The organism is Streptomyces sp. Go-475 (assembly GCF_003330845.1).
GTDB lineage: Bacteria > Actinomycetota > Actinomycetes > Streptomycetales > Streptomycetaceae > Streptomyces.
In genome coordinates this window covers 1607295-1627769 of sequence record NZ_CP026121.1, presented here as the reverse complement: position 1 = coordinate 1627769, position 20475 = coordinate 1607295, and the positions used below count along the sequence as shown (strand labels likewise).

The following is a 20475-nucleotide window of genomic DNA, read 5'->3' as shown; positions in this document are numbered from 1 at the left end:
GGAACGGGCCGCGCCGGCCAGGGGAGCGGAACGGGTCAGTACGCCCGGTTCCGCATGCGGCGCCACCACATCAGGGCCGCGCCGATCAGGACGATGCCGCCCGCCCCGGCCCCGGCGGACGCGGCGATCAGCCGCATGTCGTCCGAGCCCTGCGCGTTCGCCGGCTGGAGCGCGTCGCCCAACTGGCTGCGGACGTCGTTGCCGCCGTCCACGCCCTTGGCGAGCGGACCGCGCGAACCCTCCGTCGGCAGCGCGACGTACGGGAAGGACTTCTCGAAGTCCTTGTCGTTCTTGTCGACCGCATCGCCCAGGTCGTTCTTGGCGCCCAGCAGCTCACCCTCGACGACCTGCAGCGAGGCGTCGATCACGTCGTCGGTGAGCCGGCGGCCGTTCGGGAAACCGGCGTTGTCGCCGTCGAGGACACCGAGCCGCTTGGGCTTCGCGGCCGGCTTGATCGAGGTGTTGAGGCGCAGCTGCTCCGACGGCGTGACGTGCGGCGGCTGGTTGAGGTCCTTGACGCCCTTGAGGAAGACGTCCACCAGGTCGTTGCGCGGCTCGTCCGGCGCCGGGATCTTGTAGATCGCCTCGATGAGCTTCGGCAGCTCCGGGTTGGTGACGTTCTTCAGGAACTGGGCGTCGTCCCGGGGCGCGGACGCGTTGAAGGTGTCCTTGTCCTTCAGCGGGTTGACGACCTCGTTGACCAGCGGGTTGCCGAGGCGCGAGACCTGCGCGAAGTAGCCCTGGGCGTTCTTGCGCTGCGTCGTCGACCAGATGCCGATGACCGGCTGCTCGTGCGACTCGGTGAGGAAGCTGTTGGGGACCTGCAGGGCGATCGTGTTGACGTTGTAGCCCTTGAGCGTGTCGTTGCCGACCTCGGAGAGGTTCCCGCCGTAGAGCAGGTCGAAGACGCGCAGGTCCAGGAAGAACGGGTCGTCGGCCTGCCCGGCGAACGTCTGGGCACCCCCGGCGAGCTTGTGGATCGCCTGCTTGCGCAGGGTGTCGTAATCGGGCATCGACGCCTTGCCGACGTTCGACGGCGCCACCGGCACGTCGTCGGCGACCTTGGTCTTCGACACCGCCTTGAGGTCGCGCAGCTTGATCAGTTCGAGGTCGTACGTCTGCGTGATGTTGAGGTCGGGGTCGTCGAGGCTCTCGACGGGACCCGTGTTGTACAGGAACGTCTTGTCGTTCTTCGTGTGCGTCTTGAAGGTGTACCGGAACAGCAGGTCTTCCTTCGCGTCGCCGTTGCTGTCGACGCGCAGGTCGTACTGGGCGTCCTCGGCGAACGTGAAGAAGTTCGGCCCGCCCGCGGGCTCCTCGAACGGGATCCAGTTCGCGATGATGGTCGTCGTGTCCGGCTTGTCCGGGCTGACGAACGCGTACACGTCCGTGTTGTCGTACTGCGGGGTCCCCGAGATCAGCGGGGCCTCCCGGTGACTGGAGGCGGAGGCCGCCTCAGGTGCCAGCGCGGTCACACCGGCGGCGGTGAGCCCGCCGGCGGCCAGCGCACCACAGATCGCGGTCGCGATGCTCCCGCGTCCCGCACCGGTCCTGGAGATAGGTGTCATGCCGTCCGTCCTCCGTGCCAACTTGCCTGACACACACCCTTCGGAGCGGTCGGCGAAGCGGATTGGTCGAATCTCAAACGTTCTTACGGCGCGTTTGAAAGGTTGTTTCATCTCCGGCGACCCGCGTTTTCGGCGCGCTGATCCGTAACCCCCTCCGGAGGTGTGTGTGTTGCGAATGCCTCGCGTGAGGGGACAGGCCCGGTGCGGCCTCGGAGAGGGGGACCGAGTGGAGGCGGACGAACTGCTGCTGCTCGTGGCGAGCGGGGACCAGAGGGCGTTCGAGGATCTGTACGGACTGGTGTCCGGCCCGGTGTTCGGGCTCGTACGGCGTGTGGTGCGCGACCCCGCCCAGTCGGAGGAGGTGGCTCAGGAGGTGCTGCTCGAACTGTGGCGGTCCGCCGCGAAGTTCGACCCGGGGCGCGGCAGCGCGATGTCCTGGATCCTCACCCTCGCCCACCGCCGCGCCGTCGACCGGGTGCGCAGCGCCCGCGCGGCCGGGGAGCGCGAGCAGCGCGAGGCGCTCCGCGCGAACCAGCCGGCCTTCGACCAGGTCACCGAGGAGGTCGAGGCCGGTCTGGAACGTGAGCTGGTGCGCCGCTGCCTGGACCGGCTCACGGTCCTGCAGCGCCAGTCGGTCACGCTCGCCTACTACGAGGGCTACACGTACCGTGAGGTGGCCGAGCGGCTCTCCCTGCCGCTGGGCACCGTCAAGACGCGGATGCGCGACGGGCTGACCCGGATGCGCGACTGCCTCGGAGGCGTGGCATGAGCCTCTTCCGCCGCGAGGACCTCCACTCGCTCGCCGCGCCCTACGCGCTCGACGCCCTCGACCCCCTGGAACGGGTCCGCTTCGAGAAGCACCTGAAGGGCTGCGACCGCTGCGCCGCCGAGGTGCGCGCCCTGTCCGAGGACGCCGTCCGGCTCGCCTGGTCGGCCGCCGCCCCGGCCCCGGCCGCCCTGCGCGACCGGGTCATGGCCGCCGTACGGACGACCCCGCAGGACCCCGCGCCTCAGGACACCGCCCGGGCGCCGGCACGCGCGCGTGCGACGCAGCTGCCGCCGCACGTGTGGGGCACCCAGCCGCCGCCCCGGCAGCGGCAGCGGCGCCGGATCCCGCTGTTCGTGCCCTTCGCCACGGCCACCGCCGCCGCGGCCCTCGTCGTCGCCTCCCTGTTCGCCGTGCAGGCGAACCGCGCCCAGGACGAACTGGCCGCCGAACGCGACCGGTCGCGTGAGATCGCCCACGTTCTCTCAGCTCCGGACGCCCGCGCGAGCAGCGGCCGGGACGGGCGGGGCCGCACCATCGGAGTGATCGCTTCCGCCACGGAGGGGAGCGCGGTGGTCACCCTCGGCGGATACGGTGCCCCGCCGGGCGGCCGCGTGCACCAGTTGTGGCTCATGCGCCCGGGCGCGCAACCACGCTCCCTGGGCCTCTTCGAGGGCGACACGCCGCTGGTCGCGACCGGTCTCGGCACCTCCGCGACGTCACTGGCCGTGACCGTCGAGCCCGCGGGCGGATCGCCGCGGCCCACTACGCAGCCGATCGTCCAACTCGCCCTGAAATCTGTTGGATTCGGAGAGTGATCGGAGATACATCGTCAACCCCCTTATGGGGAAGGTGAATCCTGTGACCGCGATACACGTGTGCTCGGACGGGGCGATAGGGTTAACCTGCCCGGGCCGGGTGGACTCGTACGGGTGGGGAGTGACATGGAACAGATAACAGTGCGCAGCAGGGCCAGGGTCCCTGCGATCACCTGCGGGAGCAGCGCGACCAGTTCGCGCCTCGACCGCCACCTCTCGGTGCTGGCGGGCCCTGCCGTCCCGCAGCGGGAGACGGTCGAGGCGACCTCGCTGATGCGCGAACTGACCGCGCGCCGGCCGCAGGACCGCAGCGGCAGGGGAGCGCGCGTGCGCCGCGTCTCGCTCTTCGCACCGCTGCGCCGACTGCGCCGCTCGCTGTTCGGCAGCAGGTAGGGGCCCGCGCTCGGGCGGTCGCACCGCCCCCCGCGCACGCTGCGCACTCGTCGTCCGTCATCCCCGCGGCACGCAGCGGCGCCAGGTGTGTTCCCGAGCGCGGTACGCCCCCTGTCGGCTGCCTCATCCCCGCCCGGCAGTGACCGGGGGCTCCGCGCGGCCCCGGTGCCCGAACCGCCCGTTCACCGCTCCCCGTGCGCGTACTGGCGCACCGCCAGCGGCACGAACACCCCGAGCAGCACCGCGCACCACAGCAGTGACCCCGCCACGGGGTGGGCCACCGGCCAGGCCGCCCCTTCCGGCACCGGCGCGTTGCCGAAGAGGTCCCGCAGGGCCGTCGTCACCGCGCTGATCGGATTCCACTCGGCGACCGCCCGCAGCCATCCCGGCAGCCCGCTCGTCGGGATGTACGCGCTGGACAGCAGCGGCAGCAGGAAGGTGGCTCCGCCGAGCTGACCGGCCGCCTCCTCGTTCCGGGTGAGCAGGCCGAGGTAGATCCCGGCCCAGGTGCACGCGAAGCGGAACAGCAGCAACAGCCCGAAGGCCGCCACCGCTTGGAACGCGCCGCCCTCGACCCGCCAGCCCACCGCGAGCCCCACCAGCAGGAACGGCACCGTCCCGGCCGCCGTGACCACCAGGTCCGCCGCGGCCTGCCCGAGCGGTACGGCCGCCCGGCTCATCGGCAGCGTACGGAAGCGGCTCGCCACGCCCCGGTGGGTGTCCTGGGCGGCCTGGAACATGCCGGTCATGATCCCGCCCGACGCGGTCGCCACCAGCAGACCCGGCACGAGGAACGAGCGGTAGGCCTCGCCCGGCATCGCCAGCGCGCTGCCGAAGACGTAGCCGAAGAACAGCAGCATGCTGATCGGCATCGTCTGGGTGAGGATCAGCAGCCCGGGGTTGTTCCGTATGCGCAGCAGCTGGCGGCCCAGCATCGCGGTCCCGTCGTACGCCAGCATGCTCATGCGGCACGCTCCTTCACTGTGTCGGTGTTCTCGGTGAGGCGCAGGAACACGTCGTCGAGGGTCGGGGGCCGCAGGCTCGCGTCGAGCAGCGGCACGCCCGCCGTGTCCAGGGCGCGCACCAGCAGCGGCAGGGTGAGCGTCGGGTCCTTGCTGACCACGGCGACGGCGTTGCGCTCCCGGTCGAACGACGGCTGCCCGCCCGTGAGCCGGTCGAGCACGGCCGCCGCCTCCGTGAGCACGTCCGCATCCGGCACGACGACCTCGGCGTGCGCCCCGACCAGCGCCTTGAGCTGCGCCGGCGACCCGGTGTGCGCGACCCGGCCCCGGTCCACCAGGGCGATGTCGTCGGCGAGTCGGTCGGCCTCCTCCAGGTACTGGGTGGTGAGCAGCACGGTCGTGCCCTCGGCGGTCAGGCCGCGCACCACGTCCCAGACCAGGTTGCGGCTGGCCGGGTCGAGTCCGGTCGTCGGCTCGTCCAGGAACAGCACGTCGGGGCGGCGGATCAGGCTCGCCGCGAGGTCCAGGCGGCGGCGCATGCCGCCGGAGTAGGTGGAGGCGGGCCGGTCGGCGGCCTCCGTCAGCCCGAAGCGGTCGAGGAGCTCGGCGGTCCGGCCTGCCGGTCCGCGCACCCGGTGCAGCCGGCCGAACAGGTGGAGGTTCTGCCGGCCGGTGAGGTCCCCGTCGATCGAGGTGTCCTGACCGGTGACGCCGATCCGGCCGCGCACGGCGGCGGCCTCGCGGACCAGGTCGTGCCCGGCGACCCGGGCGGAGCCCGCGTCCGGCCGCAGCAGCGTGGTCAGCAGCCGCACGGCCGTGGTCTTCCCCGCCCCGTTGGGCCCGAGGACCCCGCACACCGTCCCCTCGGCGACCGCCAGATCCAGCCCGCGCAGGGCGCGGACCTCCCCGAACCGCTTTTCGAGACCTTCACTAAGTACAGCGTACGTAGAAGTCATGGCATGACCATAGCGCACTACGTACGCTGTACGTAACTAGGATGGTGGCCGAGGTGATGATCGATGGCGGGCCGAGCTGCCGTACCCGAAGTGATCTGGGCGCGCCCCGAGCGCACCGGCCGTGGGCCGAAACCGGCGTTCACCCGCGCCGGCATCGCGGCGGCGGCCGTGCGGATCGCGGACGAGCGGGGCCTGGACGGGGTGTCCATGCGGCACGTCGCCGCCGAACTGGGCTGCGGCACGATGTCGCTCTACAACTACGTCCCCCGCAAGGAGGACCTGTACGAGCTGATGATCGACGCCGTCGGTGCCGAGCACGAGCTGTTCGAACCCACCGGCGACTGGCGCGCCGACATGCTCCGCAACGCGGAGGAGACGCGCGCCATCATGTACCGCCACACCTGGGTGCCCCGCCTGATGGCGGGGGTGCACGGCTTCGGCCCCAACACGCTGCGGTACCTGGAGCACTGCCTGGCCTGCCTCGAACCGCTGGACGTCGCGGGCGGCGCGAAGACGGAGCTGATCGCGCTGCTCAACGGCGTGGTGACGACCTACACCGCGAACGACATCGCGACCGTCGAGCGCACCCGCTCCATGCCGTGGTCCGTCGCGGAGGAGAACGCGGTCCGCATGGCCTATCTGGGCAGCCAGGTGGCCACCGGCGCGTATCCGCGACTGGCCGCGGCCTTCATGGAGCAGACCGGTCCGGTCGATCTGGAGGCGGTGTTCCGGCGGGCGCTCGAACGGGTCATGGACGCCTTCGACCCGGACTTCCGCAAGAGGCCCTAGAGCAGCGCTAGTTGCCCCTCCGGGCCCTCCTCGGGGCCGTCCAGGACCGAGGCCGGGCGGCGGGCCGTCGCCGGTACTGGGAGGACGCGCGCCTCGGTCAGCTCGGCGGTGGTGACCGGGTCGGGGAGCGCCAGGTCGTCCAGGGGGCGCAGTTCGGCCAGGAGCGCCAGGACCGTGACGAGCTCCAGCAGTTCCGACGTCCAGGCCTGCGGCCAGACGGTCGGGCGGATCGCCGCCAGGGTGCCCGGCTCGGCATCGGCGACGCGTGCGGTGAACCACTGCTCCAGGACGCGGACCCCGCCCACCTCGAAGTCCCAGGCCTCCGGCGGCACCGGGGAGATGCGGCCCTCGTCCAGCAGCAGGGCCTCCTCGTCCCGGTCGTAGCGCAGGGTCAGCGGCCGGGAGGGCAGCGGGGCGCGGACGTAGGGGCGGCGGCCGCCGGGGAGCTTCGGGCGCTCGCCGTCGCGGCGCATCAGCCACAGCATCCGGTGCCCCAGCTCCAGGCCCCGTTCCCACTCGTCGGCGTCCCCGGTCAGCGGGACGGTGAGGTCCGGGCGGGCCGAGGCCGTGATCCAGGCGAGCACGTCCAGCGGGGCGGGCGTGCCGCCCAGGCGGGCGCCCAGGTGCTCCAGCAGGCCGGGGGCGAAGTTCGGTTCGCGGCCGCCCGGGCGTCGGAAGAGGGGGCGGACGCGGCCGGGGCGGAGCAGCGGGAGCAGCGAGGTGACGAGGAGGGCGTCGGGCGCTTCCACCAGGAAGGCCTGCCGCTCGTCCGCCACGCGCCACAGCTCCGGGCGGGCCGCGTCGATCAGCCGCTGGTCGGGGATGAGCCACTGCTCGTCGAAGGGCGCGAGCAGCACGCGCACCGGCTCCGGACACGGGCCCGAGGCGCGCACCAGCTTCTCCGTACCGCTGTCGGCCCGGCCCGGCAGCTGGCCGACCGCCGTGTGCAGCGTGCGGGAGCGGCTCGGCTCGAACAGCGTCTCGCGGTCGGGCCCCTCGGCCTTCACCAAGGCGTCCCAGCGGGCCTTCAGGGACGCCGCGTCGGGGCCCGCCGGCCAGCCCCGGCCGAGCCGCGGCGGTGCGACGGACCACGGCATGAGGTCCGCCAGCAGCGGAGCGTCGTCGTGCGTCACGCCCCGCATCGTACGACGTGTCCAGCACCCCGTAGGGGCGCGGGGAACGGCGCGACCAGCCCCCACCGGCCCGCAGCGCTCATGTGGCGTCCAAGGTCACCGTGAAGGAGAACCGGTCCCCCCGGTAGTGGATGACGGCCACGTCCAGGGGCCGCCCCTCGGCGTCGTACGTGATGCCCGTGTAGTGCAGGATCGGGCTCAGCAGCGGCACTTGGAGCAGCCGGGCCGTCTCCGGGTCGGCCAGCCGCGCCTCCACCGTGTCCGTGATCCGGCTGATGTCCGCCCCGACGACGTCCCGCAGCACCTTGGTCATCGGCCACCGCACGAGATCGTCCAGGTCGATCCGCGCGGCCAGTTCGGGACGCACGTAGTTGCGGGCGTGGTTCGTCGGCTCACCGGTCTTCTCGTCGCTGCGCAGCCGGTGGTACGTCGACACCTCCGCCACGTCCGGGAAGAACTCGGCGAGTTCACCCGGCACGGGGGCCGTGCCGTGGTCCAGCAGTTCGGTCGTCATGCCGGACTGCTGGGCCACGATCGCGTCCACCGAGCCGAGCAGACGGACCGGCGCCCCCCTGCGCGCGTGCGGCTCGATGAACGTGCCCCGCCGCCGGTGGCGCGAGATCAGACCCTCGTCCTCCAGCTCCTTCAGCGCCTGCCGCATGGTCAGCACGCTCACCCCGTAGTGCCCGGCCAGCTGCTCCTCGGTGGGCAGGCGCAGCGGGTCCTGGGGCGAGCGGCCGAGGATCGAGGCGCGCAGCGACTGCGACACCTGGTACCAGAGCGGCAGCTTGCGGTTCAGGACGATCGAGTCCGGGGCGAAGGAGGTCACGGGCCATCCGTACCGGTAGGAAATGATCAGTGCAAGGGGTTGAAGTGCCGCTCCAGGCCCTGCCAGACGTCGTCGTAGCGCTGTTGCAGGTGTTCCGCCCGGGCCGCGTGCGGGGTGAGGGTGATCGGCCAGCGCGTCTCGAACATGAACGCCAGGCCGTCGTCGATCTTCTGCGGCTTCAGCTCGGCGGCGCTGGCCCGGTCGAACGTCTCCCGGTCCGGGCCGTGCGCCGACATCATGTTGTGCAGCGAGCCGCCGCCCGGCACGAATCCGCCCTTCCCGGCGGTCTTGGCGTCGTACGCGCCCTCGATCAGGCCCATGTACTCGGTCATCACGTTCCGGTGGAAGTACGGCGGCCGGAAGGTGTCCTCGCCCACCAGCCAGCGCGGGGCGAACACCACGAAGTCGACTCCGGCCAGGCCCGGGGTGTCCGACGGGGACGTCAGCACCGTGAAGATCGACGGGTCGGGGTGGTCGTAGGTGATGGTGCCGAGCACATTGAAGCGGCGCAGGTCGTAGGCGTACGGCACATGGTTGCCGTGCCAGGCGACGACATCGAGCGGGGAGTGGTCGTAGGTGGCCGTCCAGAGGTTGCCGCAGAACTTGTTCACCACCTCCACCGGGCCCTCGACGTCCTCGTAGGCGGCGACCGGGGCGCGGAAGTCACGGGGGTTGGCGAGGCCGTTGGCGCCGATCGGGCCCAGGTCGGGGAGGCGGAACGGCGCCCCGTAGTTCTCGCACACATAGCCGCGGGCGGACTCGTCCAGGAGTTCCACACGGAAGCGGACACCACGGGGGATGAGCGCCACATGGCCCGGCTCCACATGGAGCAGACCGAACTCCGTGCGCAGCAGCAGCCCGCCGCGCTCCGGGACGATCAGCAGCTCGCCGTCCGCGTCGCTGAACACCCGCTCCATGGAGGCGTTGGCGGTGTAGAGGTGGACGGCGATGCCCGTGCGCTGAGTGACGTCGCCGTTGCCGCCGAGGGTCCACAGGCCGGCCAGGAAGTCGGTCTCGGGCGCCGGGTCGGGCAGGGGGTCCCAGCGCAGCCGGTTGGGGTCGGGCACGGTCTGGGTGAAGGGTGCCGTGCGGATCGAGCCGTTGTGGACGCGGGTGAACGCCGGGTGCGCGGCCGAGGGGCGGATCCGGTACAGCCACGAGCGGCGGTTGTGGGCCCGCGGCTCGGTGAAGGCCGTACCGCTCAGCTGCTCCGCGTACAGCCCGAGCGGGGCCCGCTGGGGCGAGTTGCGGCCCTCGGGCAGTGCGCCGGGGACGGCCTCGGAGCTGTGCTCGTTGCCGAAGCCGGAGAGGTAGGTCAGCCCCTCGGCGGTCTTCCGCGCCCGCTCGCGCTCGGACCCGCTCGCGCGGGAGGTACCCCCATCGCCCATGATCGCTGCTCCCTTGCGGTTGATTCCTATGCAACACCGTAGGATTGCGATTTCGCGCGCGCAAGAGGGGCGCGAGCCGCGGGGTGCGAGTCCCGGCCTGAGCCCTCCTCTTCACGGATGACTCGAACCCGACTTGAGGACGATCCACCGGCCCGGACAGGTGTTCTACGCTCCCAAACATGTCGTGGACACGCAGACCTCTCACCGTGCTCGCGGTCGGAGTCCTCCTGGTCGGGGCCGTGGGCTGCGGCTCCGGTGACGCCCCCGGCGGCGAGGCGTCGCCCTCCCCGGCGGGCAGGCTGCTGGAGGACCAGGACAAGGAGGGGCGGCCCTATCGCGAGGTGGAGGCGGAGGGCGCCCCCGACGTCGGCATCGAGGTGCAGCCCGACCGGAGCGGCGGCTGGGAGGTACGGCTGACCGTGCGGAACTTCCGCTTCTCGCCGCCCGGCGCGGCGGCGCGGGCGGTGGCCGGGCGGGGCCTCGCGCACCTCTACGTCGACGGCCGCCTCGTCGCCCGGCTGCGCGCCCCCGAGCACCGGCTGCCCCCCGGCCTCGTGGGGCACGGCACGCACCACGTCACGGCCCGCCTCTACGCCGACGACGGCACGGTGTGGGCGGTCGACGGCAGGCCCGTGGAGAGCACCGCCGACATCACCGCGTCGAAGCCCGGGCCGGGGGTGCGGCCGAGCGGGGCCGTGCGGTGGGAGGTGGGGGTGCCTGTGGTGCCGGGTGTGGGTGCTCGGCGGGGGGTGGCGGCGGCTGTGGCGTCGGGCGCGGCTGCTGGGCAGGGGGCGGGGGCGCTCCTGGACGCCGGCGTGGAGTCCGGGGGGCGAGGTTCACCGGATCGGGTCGGAAAGGCATCATGAAGCCCGTGCCCCACGCGACATCGCTCCGTCGTGCGCCCGTGCAGCGGCGCAGTGCCGAACGCCTGGCCAGGATCCTCGACGCCTGCGCCGACCTCCTCGACGAGGTCGGCTACGACGCCCTGAGCACCCGTGCCGTCGCCCAGCGCGCCGGCGTCCCGATCGGCTCGGTCTACCGCTTCTTCGGCAACAAACGCCAGATGGTCGACGCGCTGGCCCAGCGCAACCTGGAGCGGTACACCGCCCGCGTCACCGAGCGCCTGGAAGAGGCCGGTGACGGGGGCTGGCGCGCGGCCATGGACGCCGTGCTCGACGAGTACCTGGAGATGAAGCGCACCGCCCCCGGCTTCTCCCTGGTCGACTTCGGCAACCAGATCCCGGTCGGGGCCCGGGACGCCGAACCCAACCACCGCGTCGCCGACCGCCTCACCGAACTCCTCGCCGGTCACCTCGACCGCGAGCCCGACGAGGATCTGCGCCGGGTGTTCCTGATCGCCGTGGAGACCGCCGACACCCTCGTGCACCTGGCGTTCCGGCTCGCGCCGGAGGGCGACGAAAAGATCATCACGGAGGCGAGGGAGATGCTGCGGGGGTATCTGGCCCGGGTGCTGGACTGACGCTGCCGGAATACCTCGCCCCGGTGCTCGACCGGCGTTCCCGGCGTTTCCGGGGTATCCGGCCCGGTGCTCCGCTCCGCCGGCACTCGCGGGGGTCTCCGGCCCGGTGCTCGCCCGCCCACCCGGACCCCCCGGACCGCCGGGCGCTCGCCTGATCTCCCCGACCGTGAGGGCTCCCCTCCCTGCATACCGGTCGGTATGCTCGGCCGCGTTCGTGCGTCACCGTAGCCGCCGCCCCGGGAGGACCCGTGTCCCGCACCGCCCTGCGTATCTGTCCCCTCTGCGAGGCCACCTGCGGCCTGAGCCTCACCATCGAGGGGACGCGCGTCACCCACGCCCGCGGGGATCACGACGACGTGTTCAGCCGGGGCTTCATCTGCCCCAAGGGCGCCTCCTTCGGGGCCCTCGACTCCGACCCCGACCGGCTGCGCACGCCGCTGGTGCGCAGGGACGGCGAACTGCGCGAGGCCACCTGGGAAGAGGCCTTCGACGCGGTCGCCGCCGGTGTCCGGCCGGTCGTGGAGCGGTACGGGCCGAACGCGGTCGGTGTCGTCCTCGGCAACCCCAACGTGCACACCCTGGCCGGCGCCCTCTACCCGCCCGTGCTGCTCGCCGGCCTCGGCACCCGCAGCGTCTTCACCGCCTCCACGGTCGACCAGATGCCCAAGCACGTCTCCAGCGGCCTGCTCTACGGCGACGCCAACGCCATCCCCGTGCCCGACCTCGACCACACCGACCATCTGCTCCTCATCGGCGCCAACCCACTGGAGTCCAACGGCAGCCTGTGCACCGCCCCCGACTTCCCCGGCAAACTCAAGGCCCTCAAGGCCCGCGGCGGCACCCTCGTCGTGATCGACCCGCGGCGCACCCGCACCGCCAAGCTCGCCGACCGGCACATCGCGATACGGCCCGGCACCGACGCGCTGCTGCTGGCGGCGATGGCCCGGGTGCTCTTCGACGAGGGTCTCGTCGAGCCGACCCCGCACGTCCAGGGCGTCGAGGAACTCTCCGACGCCCTGCGGGAGTTCACCCCCGAAGCCGTCGCCGAGGCCTGTGACGTCGAGGCCGGGCTCATCCGCGTCCTCGCCCGCGACCTCGCCGCCGCCCCCACGGCCGCCGTGTACGGCCGCATCGGCAGCTGCACCGTCCCGCACGGCACCCTCGCCAGCTGGCTCGTCGACGCGCTGAACATCCTCACCGGCAACCTCGACCGGCCCGGCGGCGCGCTCTTCCCGCAGGCCGCCACCGACAAGACCCCGCGCCCCGCCGGGCCCGGCCGGGGCTTCGCCCTCGGGCGCTGGCACTCCCGGGTGAGCCGGCATCCCGAGGCGAAGGGTGAGCTGCCCCTGTCGGCCCTCGCCGAGGAGATCGACACCGCCACCGAGGACGGCGAGCCGATCCGCGCGCTCATCGCCGTCGCCGCCAACCCCGTGCTGTCCGCACCCGACGGCGACCGGCTCGACACAGCGCTCGACTCGCTCGACTTCATGGTCAGTGTCGACCCGTACCTCAACGAGACCTCGCGCCACGCCCACGTGCTGCTGCCCCCGCCCCCGCCCTCCCGCAGCCCGCACCACGACTTCGCCCTCAACACCCTCGCCGTACGCCACCAGGTCCGCTACACCCGCCCCGCGATCCCGCTGGAGCCGGACCGCATGGCGGAGACGGAGATCCTGGCCCGCCTGATCCTCGCGGTGACGGGCATGCGCGGGGCCGATCCCGCGGCCGTCGACCAGATGGTCATCGACCAGACGCTCGGCAAGGCCGTCAAGGAGCCCCACTCGCCCGTGCACGGCCGCGACCCCCGCGAGCTCGCCACGCGGCTCACCGGCGACGACGGCCCCGAGCGCCGACTCGACCTGATGCTCCGCCTCGGCCCCTACGGCGACGGCTTCGGCGTACGACCGGACGGACTGACCCTGGAGAAACTGCTCGCGCACCCGCACGGCATCGACCTCGGCCCGCTGCGGCCCCGCCTGCCGCAGCCGCTGAAGACCAGGAGCGGCAAGGTGGAGCTGCTGCCCGGCCCGATCGCCGACGACCTGCCCCGGCTGCGCGCGGCCCTGGCCGAACGCCCCGCGGGACTCGTCCTGGTCGGACGCCGCCACCTCCGCTCGAACAACAGCTGGATGCACAACGTGCCCGCCCTCACCGGCGGTTCCAACCGCTGCACCCTGCACATCCACCCGGAGGACGCCGCACGGCTGGGCGTCGAGGACGGGGCGCCTGTGCGCGTGAAGGGCGCCGGGGGAGAGGTGACCGCGCCCGCCGAGGTCACCGAGACGGTCCGCCGCGGTGTGGTGAGCCTGCCGCACGGCTGGGGCCACGACCGCCCCGGCACCCGCCTCGGCCACGCCGCCACCGACCCCGGCGTCAACGTCAACCAGCTCCTCGACGGCAGCCTCCTCGACCCGCTGTCGGGCAACGCGGTCCTCAACGGCGTACCCGTCGACCTCGCCCCCGCGACCGTCCCCAAGGCCCCGGTCTTGACCGAAAAGCTCACCCCTCTGACCTGAGCAAAGCTGTGACCAGCAGTTTTGCGCTTATTGCTCGCGCGTCAACGTCTTGTTAACGCTGCTTGAACGGACCTAACGTCTCGGACACCGCCGGCCCTGGTGGGATGTTCAAGGGCGAACGTTAGGTATCCACTCATGCTGACCATCCTCGGCTTCGCCATGATCGCGACCTTCCTGGTCCTGATCATGATGAAGAAGATGTCGCCGATCGCGGCGCTCGTGCTGATTCCCGCGCTGTTCTGCGTGTTCGTCGGCAAGGGCGCCAAGCTCGGCGACTACGTCATCGACGGCGTGACCAGCCTCGCCCCCACCGCGGCGATGCTCATGTTCGCGATCGTCTACTTCGGCGTGATGATCGATGTCGGTCTCTTCGACCCGATCGTCCGCGGCATCCTCAAATTCTGCAAAGCCGACCCGATGCGGATCGTCGTCGGCACCGCCGTGCTCGCCGCGATCGTGTCGCTGGACGGCGACGGCTCCACCACCTTCATGATCACCGTCTCGGCGATGTACCCGCTGTACAAGCGCCTGAAGATGAGCCTGGTCGTGATGACCGGTGTCGCCGCCATGGCCAACGGCGTGATGAACACCCTGCCCTGGGGCGGTCCGACCGCCCGCGCCGCGACCGCGCTGAAGCTCGACGCCAGCGACATCTTCGTCCCGATGATCCCGGCGCTCCTGGTCGGCCTGCTCTTCGTCTTCGTCCTCTCCTACGTCCTCGGTGTGCGCGAGCGCAGGCGGCTGGGCGTGCTGACGCTGGACGAGGTGCTGGAGGAGGAGAAGGAGACCGAGACGGTCCTCGTGGGCGCCGGCGGCTCCGGCGACGGCAAGGTCTCCATGCGCAAGGGCGCCACGGCCGGCGCGGGCGGCTCCGGCACGGACGCTGCCGGGAACGCCGACGGCGCCGGCGACACCGGGGACTCCGCGGACGACGACGGCTTCCAGGGCCTCGACCCCAACCGGTCCACCCTGCGCCCCAAGCTCTACTGGTTCAACGCGCTGCTCACGGTCACCCTGCTCACCGCCATGATCATGGAGTGGCTGCCGATCCCGGTCCTGTTCCTGCTCGGCGCCGCGCTCGCCCTGTCCGTGAACTTCCCGCACATCCCCGACCAGAAGGCCCGCCTGGCCGCCCACGCCGACAACGTCCTGAACGTCTCCGGCATGGTCTTCGCCGCCGCCGTCTTCACCGGCGTCCTCCAGGGCACCGGCATGGTCGACCACATGGCCAAGTGGATGGTGGACGTCATCCCCGGCAGCATGGGCCCGCACATGGCCCTCGTCACCGGCATCCTCAGCCTTCCGCTGACGTACTTCATGTCGAACGACGGCTTCTACTTCGGCGTCCTGCCCGTCCTCGCCGAGGCCGGTGCCGCGCACGGCGTCTCCCCGCTGGAGATGGCCCGCGCCTCCCTGGTCGGCCAGCCGCTGCACATGTCCAGCCCGCTCGTCCCGGCCGTCTACGTCCTGGTCGGCATGGCGAAGGTGGAGTTCGGCGACCACACGAGGTTCGTCGTGAAGTGGGCCGCCCTCACCTGCCTGGTGATCCTCGGAGCGGGCATGCTCTTCGGCATCATCTGACCGCTCGACCGACGTTCCCCTGGAGGACAACGTGAGGCCCGGTGGGTACCGCGGCTGGCTGCTCCGCCTCGTCATCGCCTTCAGCTTCGCGCAGGGGGCGGTGTCGATGGCCCGGCCCGCCGTCTCCTACCGGGCCCTCGCGCTGGGCGCGGACGAGCGGGCCGTCGGTGTGATCGCCGGTGTGTACGCGCTGCTGCCGCTGTTCGCCGCCGTCCCCCTGGGCCGCCGCACCGACCACGGCCGCTGCGCGCCCCTGCTGCCGGTCGGTGTCGTGCTCATCTCCGGTGGCTGCGCGCTCAGCGGCGTGGCGAACTCCCTGTGGGCGATGGCCCTGTGGAGCGGGGTGATGGGACTCGGCCACCTCTGCTTCGTCATCGGCTCCCAGTCCCTCGTCGCCCGGCAGTCCGAGCCGCACGAACAGGACCGCAACTTCGGCCACTTCACCATCGGCGCCGCGCTCGGTCAGCTGGTCGGCCCGATCGCCGCGGGCGCGCTGATCGGCGGCGACGACCGGGTGGGCACCAGCGCGCTCGCCCTGATCGCGGCGGGCGGGGTCGCGGCGGTCGCGTTCACCTCGCTGTGGCGCATCGAGCACCGCCGTACGGCGGCCGCGTCCCGTCCGGAGAAGGGCGACCGCGTCCCGGTCCGGGGCATCCTGCGCACCCGGGGCGTGCCCGCGGGCATCTTCATCAGCCTCGCCGTGCTGTCCGCGACCGACATCCTCACCGCCTACCTGCCGGTGGTCGGTGAGCACCGGGGCATCGCGCCGTCCGTGATCGGCGTCCTGCTCAGCCTGCGCGCGGCGGCCACGATCGCCTGCCGGCTCGTGCTGACGCCCCTGCTGCGGCTGCTCGGCCGGACCCTGCTGCTGACCGTGACCTGCGTGCTGGCGGCCGTGCTGTGCGCGGGCATCGCCCTGCCGGTGCCGGTGTGGGCGCTCGCCCTGGTGCTCGTCGCGCTCGGCTTCTGCCTCGGCGTCGGGCAGCCGCTGTCCATGACGACGGTCGTCCAGGCCGCCCCCGACGGCGCCCGTTCCACGGCCCTCGCGCTGCGGCTGACCGGCAACCGGCTGGGCCAGGTCGCCGCGCCCGCCGCGGCCGGGCTGATCGCCGGGGTCGCGGGTGTGGCGGCGCCGTTCGTGATGCTGGGGGTGCTGCTGCTGGTGTCCGCCGGGGTCGCGGTGCGGTCGCCGAGGGAGCCGGAGGGGACGGACGGTGAGAAGGCGCAGGGGGTGCCGAGAGCGCGTCGGCGCGGGGTGGCGCTGCGCCGGAAGAGCGATATCTGACACGTCGTAGGGCGGTGCTGCCGCCGATTCGGCGGTGACGTGACAGAGAGTCAGATGACGAGGAGTTTGTATGAAAATCATCTGACTTGGAGGCATCTTCATGCCCGTCGTACCCCTCGCGCGCCGTGCCGGCACCCGCACCGCCGTCCTCGCCGCTCTCACCCTCGCAGGGACCACCCTGAGCGGTGTGCCCGCCCTCGCCCAACCCATCCCGGGGGACAACGGAGACGTCAAGATCCACGCCAGCACGACGCGGGCCGGCGACCAGCGCAACGACCCGAAGGTCTGCGACTTCTACCTCGCCGCGTTCGACTTCGACCCGGGCGAGAAGGTCAACTGGACCATCCAGACCCAGCCCGAGGTGCCCGGCGGGGCCACCCGCACCGGCACGTTCACCGCCGACCGGAGCGGCAAGGGCCGTACCGAGGCCGTCGACCTGCCCAACGGGCAGTACAAGCTCACGTGGCTCACCGACCAGGCCCACGGCGCCGGCAAGTTCAAGGTGTTCAAGGTCGACTGCCCGACCTCCAAGCCGACGACGCCGGTCGGCGGCCCGCCGGCGGGCGGTGGCGGCATCGCCCGCGGCGAGGCCTTCACACCGGTCGCCGGCGCGGCCGCCGTCGGCCTGGCCGCCGTCGCCGGGACGGTCTGGTTCCGGCTCCGTCGCCGCCCCGATGGCGCCGCGTAGGCCACGTTCCGCGTATCGCGCCGCTCCGGTGGGGCGGCGCGAGTTCGGTGCGGGTGGTGGTACGGGGGCCGTGGGGCGGCGGGCGTCCGGCCCGGGTGGTGCGGAGGCTGCGGGGTGGGGCGAGTCCGGCTTCGGGGGGCCGTCGGTGGGGCGGCGGGGAGCTGGTTCCGGGGCTCCCCGGGTGGGGTGGCGGGGGCCCGGTCCCGGGGTGTCCGGTGGTGGCGCCGCCTCGGTGGGCCGGGGCAGAGCCGGGGCCGGTGCGGGTGCCGTTCGGGTGGGGCGCCCTGGGGCCGGTCCCGGGGCCGTTGCCGCCCCGTCGGGCCGGCGGCGTGGCGGGGCCGGTGCTCCGGTGGTCCGGCGTGGGGGCGGTTCCGGTTCGGGCGCCGTCCCGGTGGGGCGGCGTATGGCCGGCGCGGCTCCCGGGGTGTGGCCCCGGCGGTCGCGCAGGCCCTGGTACCGGACGCGTGCGTACCGGTTGACGCGGACGGTGGCTCTGGCCGTGTCGTTGCTGATGGTCGGAGTCTGGTGGGACCCGGGCGAGGAACCCAGCACCACGGTCACCGCCCTCCCGCACGACCCCGCCGAGGTCGCATCGGCCGCGGTAGGGGGCGGCTCGGGCACCGGTACGGCCGATGCGCCGCGCGGCTCCGGCTCCGGCTCCGGCGCCCTGCGCGGCGGCTCCGGTACGGGCATGGCCGCCCTGCCGGACGGCTCCGCCGCCCCTGGCCCCGCTGCCGTGCCCGGAGGATCCGCCCGGGACGCGGCCACCGCCGGTCTGCCCGGCGGCTCCGGCCGGAGTACGGCCACCGCTGCCGTGCCCGGCGGCTCCGGCAGTCGTACCCCTGCCGCCCGGTCCGGCCCCGCCCGGTCGCCCGCGCCCCGCACCGGCACGCCTCCAGCGCCCGCACCCCGTTCCGCCGTGCCCCACACCCCCGGGCCCCCGCCCGGCGCCCCGGCGCCCACCCGCAAGTCCTCCACCCCCAGGACGCTGACTGGCGACCGCGCGCCCCGCCGCCAGCATTCGCCGCCGCCGCCCCTGGCCGCCCGGTGCCCCCACTGCCGCCCCCCACCGCCGCCCCCACCCGCGCCCGCCCCCCGGCCCCTGTCACCCGGAAGCCCCGCCGCCCGGCTGCCCTCCGCCCCTGCCCTGCTCCGCGCCACCCGCGTGCTCATCCCCTACCTCCGGGTGGACGCCCCGGTCATGGACCTGGGCCTCGACCGCGAGCACCGCCTCACCGCACCGCCGGAGGACGACCCGAAACTGGTCGGCTGGTACAAGCAGGGAGCCTCGCCCGGCGAGCAGGGCACCGCCGTGGCCGTCGGGCATCTCGACACCGACAGCGGTCCCGCCGTCTTCGCGGGGCTGACCGAGCTGAAGCGGGACCGGATCATCAAGGTCCGGCGCGCCGACGGGCGGATCGCCGTCTACACCGTGGACAAGATCAAGTCGTACGAGAAGGCGCACTTCCCGAGCCAGGAGGTGTACGGCGCCCGGGGCCGCCCCGAGCTGCGCCTGATCACCTGCGGCGGCAGCTACGACCGCCGGAAGGGCTACTCCGGCAACGTCGTGGTCTTCGCCCACCTCACCGGCGTCCGCTGACCGCCGCGGCGGGTCCGTGCCCGGCCGTGTCAGGGCGTCCGCCTTCTCACCACATGGACCGGGGCATCCGATCCCGCCCGGTCTCTTCCCCCAGCCGCGCACATTCCGTTAATTTCCGTGACCCACAGCCCCGTACGACCCGCACGGGGCTTCCGACCGCGAAGCACCTCGCGCCCTGATGACCCCTCGGGGGCCCCTCATGACACGCGCCATCTCCCTGCACGACGTCAGCAAGGCCTACACGCGGGGCGCCCGCGTGGTGGACCGGCTGTCGCTGGACGTCGCACCCGGCGAGTTCCTCGTGCTGCTCGGCCCGTCCGGCTGCGGTAAGTCGACCGTGCTCCGGATGATCGCCGGCCTGGAAGAGATCGACGAGGGCGTGCTGCTGCTCGACGGCGAGTACGCCAACGACCTGCCGCCGTCCGGCCGGGACATGGCGATGGTGTTCCAGAACTTCGCCCTCTACCCGAACATGACCAGCCGGGCCAACATCGGCTTCCCGCTGCGCATCGAGGCCCCGGGCACGGACCCCGCCCCGCGCGTGGACGCCACCGCCCGGATGCTGGGCATCGAGGACCTGCTCGACCGCCTGCCCGGCCAGCTCTCCGGCGGCGAACGCCAGCGCGTCGCCATGGGCCGGGCCATCGCCCGCCACCCCTCCGCCTTCCTGATGGACGAGCCGCTGTCCAACCTCGACGCCAAACTCCGCACGCATCTGCGCGCCGAGATATCCCAGCTCACCAAGGAACTGGGCGTCACCACGCTCTACGTCACCCACGACCAGGCCGAGGCCATGTCCCTCGGCGACCGGGTCGCCGTACTGCGCGGCGGTGTGCTCCAGCAGGTCGACAGCCCGCGGGCCGTCTACGCCCTGCCCAGCAACGTCTTCGTCGCGGCGTTCATCGGCACCCCGCGGATCAATCTGCTGAGGGGCCTGGTGCGAGCGCCCCTGGACGGGGCGATGACCATCAGCCTGGGCAAGCAGTTCCTGCGCCTGCCCGAGCCGCTCTCCCTCGACCACCAGCTGCTGCGCGTCCAGCAGGGCCGCGAGGTCATCGTGGGCCTGCGTTCGGAGGCCGTCCGCATCGCCAAGCACAGCGCGGCCCGCCCCGGCGAGGTGCCGATCACCGGCCTGGTCGAGCACGTGGAGTTCCAGGGGCACGAGATCCTCGTCCACTTCGACACCGGCTCCAGCCCCGCCGTCGTCCCCGAGCTGGAGGCCCCGCGCCCCCGCCCCGGCCGCCCCGCCCGGCGCCGCCGCCGCGAGGGCTCGGTCCTCACCCGGCTGCGGGAGCGGACCGGAGCCGGCCGGGCCGGGCCCGTGGTGGCCCTGGAGCACCCGGGGGACGCCGATCCCCGCCCCCCGGCCGCCGAACCCCGCCTGCCCGGCGACCTGATCGTCCGCACCACCCCGGACCTGGCCCTGCGCCACGGCATGCAGGTACCGCTCCTGGTCGACCTCGCCCACCTCTTCGTCTTCGACCAGCACGGCGACCGCATCTGCCCGCACCCGGCACGCCTGCCCGACCTGGGCGAGTGAGGAGCGGCATATCCGGCAGATCCCGGCTTCGGGCGAGTGAGGAGCGGCATATCCGGCAGATCCCAACTCACTGGCGAGTGAGGAGCCGCACACCCGGCACGTCCCCACTCCGTGCTGTGATGATCCGGACCCGGAACGTCTGGCGTGCGAAAACTATCGTCGCTAGTTTATGTGCCGGACGAC

General features: G+C 72.8%; 18 protein-coding genes. 12 read left to right on the top strand and 6 right to left on the bottom strand.

Annotated elements, in window-relative coordinates:
- Window positions 1–35: 35 nt before the first annotated feature.
- Window positions 36–1568: a DUF4331 domain-containing protein gene (locus C1703_RS07410; protein ID WP_114251142.1), complete on the bottom strand. Its 1533-nt coding sequence runs from the start codon at window positions 1566–1568 to the stop codon at window positions 36–38.
- 226 nt (window positions 1569–1794) lie between these two features.
- Here C1703_RS07410 and C1703_RS07405 point away from each other — a divergent pair, with 226 nt between their 5' ends.
- The 3 genes from C1703_RS07405 (at window position 1795) to C1703_RS07395 (ending at window position 3545) form a co-directional block, all read left to right on the top strand.
- Window positions 1795–2337: a sigma-70 family RNA polymerase sigma factor gene (locus C1703_RS07405; RefSeq protein WP_114251141.1), complete on the top strand. Its 543-nt coding sequence runs from the start codon at window positions 1795–1797 to the stop codon at window positions 2335–2337.
- Window positions 2334–3152, top strand: a complete 819-nt coding sequence (locus tag C1703_RS07400; RefSeq protein ID WP_114251140.1) for an anti-sigma factor — start codon at window positions 2334–2336, stop codon at window positions 3150–3152. Before C1703_RS07405 ends, C1703_RS07400 begins: the two co-directional genes overlap by 4 nt.
- A 126-nt stretch (window positions 3153–3278) precedes the next feature.
- Entirely contained in the window at window positions 3279–3545 is a 267-nt protein-coding gene (locus C1703_RS07395) for a hypothetical protein (protein ID WP_114251139.1), read from the top strand.
- Between the two features lie 182 nt (window positions 3546–3727).
- Here the strand turns inward: C1703_RS07395 and C1703_RS07390 are convergent, their stop codons facing one another.
- Complete coding sequence (locus C1703_RS07390; RefSeq protein WP_114251138.1) at window positions 3728–4510, bottom strand: ABC transporter permease; 783 nt, start codon at window positions 4508–4510, stop codon at window positions 3728–3730.
- Window positions 4507–5463 (bottom strand): ATP-binding cassette domain-containing protein, encoded by a 957-nt coding sequence (locus tag C1703_RS07385; RefSeq protein WP_114251137.1) that lies wholly within the window; start codon window positions 5461–5463, stop codon window positions 4507–4509. Before C1703_RS07385 ends, C1703_RS07390 begins: the two co-directional genes overlap by 4 nt.
- A 63-nt stretch (window positions 5464–5526) precedes the next feature.
- Here C1703_RS07385 and C1703_RS07380 point away from each other — a divergent pair, with 63 nt between their 5' ends.
- Entirely contained in the window at window positions 5527–6252 is a 726-nt protein-coding gene (locus tag C1703_RS07380) for a TetR/AcrR family transcriptional regulator (protein ID WP_114251136.1), read from the top strand.
- Here C1703_RS07380 and C1703_RS07375 read toward each other — a convergent pair.
- The 3 genes from C1703_RS07375 to hmgA all read right to left on the bottom strand — a co-directional run bounded on the left by C1703_RS07375 (window position 6249) and on the right by hmgA (window position 9602).
- Window positions 6249–7394, bottom strand: coding sequence for a type ISP restriction/modification enzyme (locus C1703_RS07375; RefSeq protein ID WP_114251135.1), 1146 nt, complete (start codon window positions 7392–7394; stop codon window positions 6249–6251). The genes C1703_RS07380 and C1703_RS07375 overlap by 4 nt on opposite strands.
- Before the next feature lie 70 nt (window positions 7395–7464).
- A complete protein-coding gene (locus C1703_RS07370) occupies window positions 7465–8214 on the bottom strand; it encodes a GntR family transcriptional regulator (RefSeq protein WP_114251134.1) in 750 nt (249 codons plus the stop codon).
- A gap of 26 nt (window positions 8215–8240) precedes the next feature.
- The gene (gene hmgA, locus C1703_RS07365) at window positions 8241–9602 is read right to left on the bottom strand and encodes a homogentisate 1,2-dioxygenase (protein WP_114251133.1); all 1362 of its coding nucleotides are present in this window, start codon (window positions 9600–9602) and stop codon (window positions 8241–8243) included.
- Window positions 9603–9781: 179 nt separating this feature from the next.
- On the opposite strand from hmgA, the gene C1703_RS07360 reads away from it, so the two are divergent.
- The 8 genes from C1703_RS07360 to C1703_RS07325 all read left to right on the top strand — a co-directional run bounded on the left by C1703_RS07360 (window position 9782) and on the right by C1703_RS07325 (window position 20292).
- Complete coding sequence (locus tag C1703_RS07360) at window positions 9782–10468, top strand: hypothetical protein (protein ID WP_114251132.1); 687 nt, start codon at window positions 9782–9784, stop codon at window positions 10466–10468.
- The gene (locus tag C1703_RS07355) at window positions 10465–11082 is read left to right on the top strand and encodes a TetR/AcrR family transcriptional regulator (protein ID WP_114251131.1); all 618 of its coding nucleotides are present in this window, start codon (window positions 10465–10467) and stop codon (window positions 11080–11082) included. The genes C1703_RS07360 and C1703_RS07355 overlap by 4 nt, the downstream gene beginning before the upstream one ends.
- A gap of 248 nt (window positions 11083–11330) precedes the next feature.
- Window positions 11331–13598 carry a molybdopterin oxidoreductase family protein gene (locus tag C1703_RS07350; protein WP_114251130.1) on the top strand — a complete coding sequence of 756 codons (2268 nt, stop codon included), beginning with the start codon at window positions 11331–11333 and terminating at the stop codon, window positions 13596–13598.
- A gap of 99 nt (window positions 13599–13697) precedes the next feature.
- Window positions 13698–15179: a citrate:proton symporter gene (locus C1703_RS07345; RefSeq protein WP_343236395.1), complete on the top strand. Its 1482-nt coding sequence runs from the start codon at window positions 13698–13700 to the stop codon at window positions 15177–15179.
- Between the two features lie 31 nt (window positions 15180–15210).
- Window positions 15211–16464, top strand: a complete 1254-nt coding sequence (locus C1703_RS07340) for an MFS transporter (protein WP_114251128.1) — start codon at window positions 15211–15213, stop codon at window positions 16462–16464.
- A gap of 100 nt (window positions 16465–16564) precedes the next feature.
- Window positions 16565–17152 (top strand): hypothetical protein, encoded by a 588-nt coding sequence (locus C1703_RS07335; RefSeq protein WP_114251127.1) that lies wholly within the window; start codon window positions 16565–16567, stop codon window positions 17150–17152.
- 499 nt (window positions 17153–17651) lie between these two features.
- Window positions 17652–18752: a class F sortase gene (locus C1703_RS07330; protein WP_232840424.1), complete on the top strand. Its 1101-nt coding sequence runs from the start codon at window positions 17652–17654 to the stop codon at window positions 18750–18752.
- A gap of 199 nt (window positions 18753–18951) precedes the next feature.
- The gene (locus tag C1703_RS07325; protein ID WP_114251126.1) at window positions 18952–20292 is read left to right on the top strand and encodes an ABC transporter ATP-binding protein; all 1341 of its coding nucleotides are present in this window, start codon (window positions 18952–18954) and stop codon (window positions 20290–20292) included.
- Window positions 20293–20475: the final 183 nt, after the last annotated feature.

Excerpts from the sequence above, each read along its gene's own strand:
- C1703_RS07410 (WP_114251142.1), bottom strand. The coding sequence starts at position 1,568 with ATGACACCTATCTCCAGGACCGGTGCGGGACGCGGGAGCATCGCGACC.
- C1703_RS07400 (WP_114251140.1), top strand. The coding sequence starts at position 2,334 with ATGAGCCTCTTCCGCCGCGAGGACCTCCACTCGCTCGCCGCGCCCTAC.
- C1703_RS07395 (WP_114251139.1), top strand. The coding sequence starts at position 3,279 with ATGGAACAGATAACAGTGCGCAGCAGGGCCAGGGTCCCTGCGATCACC.
- C1703_RS07390 (WP_114251138.1), bottom strand. The coding sequence starts at position 4,510 with ATGAGCATGCTGGCGTACGACGGGACCGCGATGCTGGGCCGCCAGCTG.
- C1703_RS07385 (WP_114251137.1), bottom strand. The coding sequence starts at position 5,463 with ATGACTTCTACGTACGCTGTACTTAGTGAAGGTCTCGAAAAGCGGTTC.
- C1703_RS07380 (WP_114251136.1), top strand. The coding sequence starts at position 5,527 with ATGGCGGGCCGAGCTGCCGTACCCGAAGTGATCTGGGCGCGCCCCGAG.
- C1703_RS07375 (WP_114251135.1), bottom strand. The coding sequence starts at position 7,394 with ATGCGGGGCGTGACGCACGACGACGCTCCGCTGCTGGCGGACCTCATG.
- hmgA (WP_114251133.1), bottom strand. The coding sequence starts at position 9,602 with ATGGGCGATGGGGGTACCTCCCGCGCGAGCGGGTCCGAGCGCGAGCGG.
- C1703_RS07360 (WP_114251132.1), top strand. The coding sequence starts at position 9,782 with ATGTCGTGGACACGCAGACCTCTCACCGTGCTCGCGGTCGGAGTCCTC.
- C1703_RS07355 (WP_114251131.1), top strand. The coding sequence starts at position 10,465 with ATGAAGCCCGTGCCCCACGCGACATCGCTCCGTCGTGCGCCCGTGCAG.
- C1703_RS07335 (WP_114251127.1), top strand. The coding sequence starts at position 16,565 with ATGCCCGTCGTACCCCTCGCGCGCCGTGCCGGCACCCGCACCGCCGTC.
- C1703_RS07325 (WP_114251126.1), top strand. The coding sequence starts at position 18,952 with ATGACACGCGCCATCTCCCTGCACGACGTCAGCAAGGCCTACACGCGG.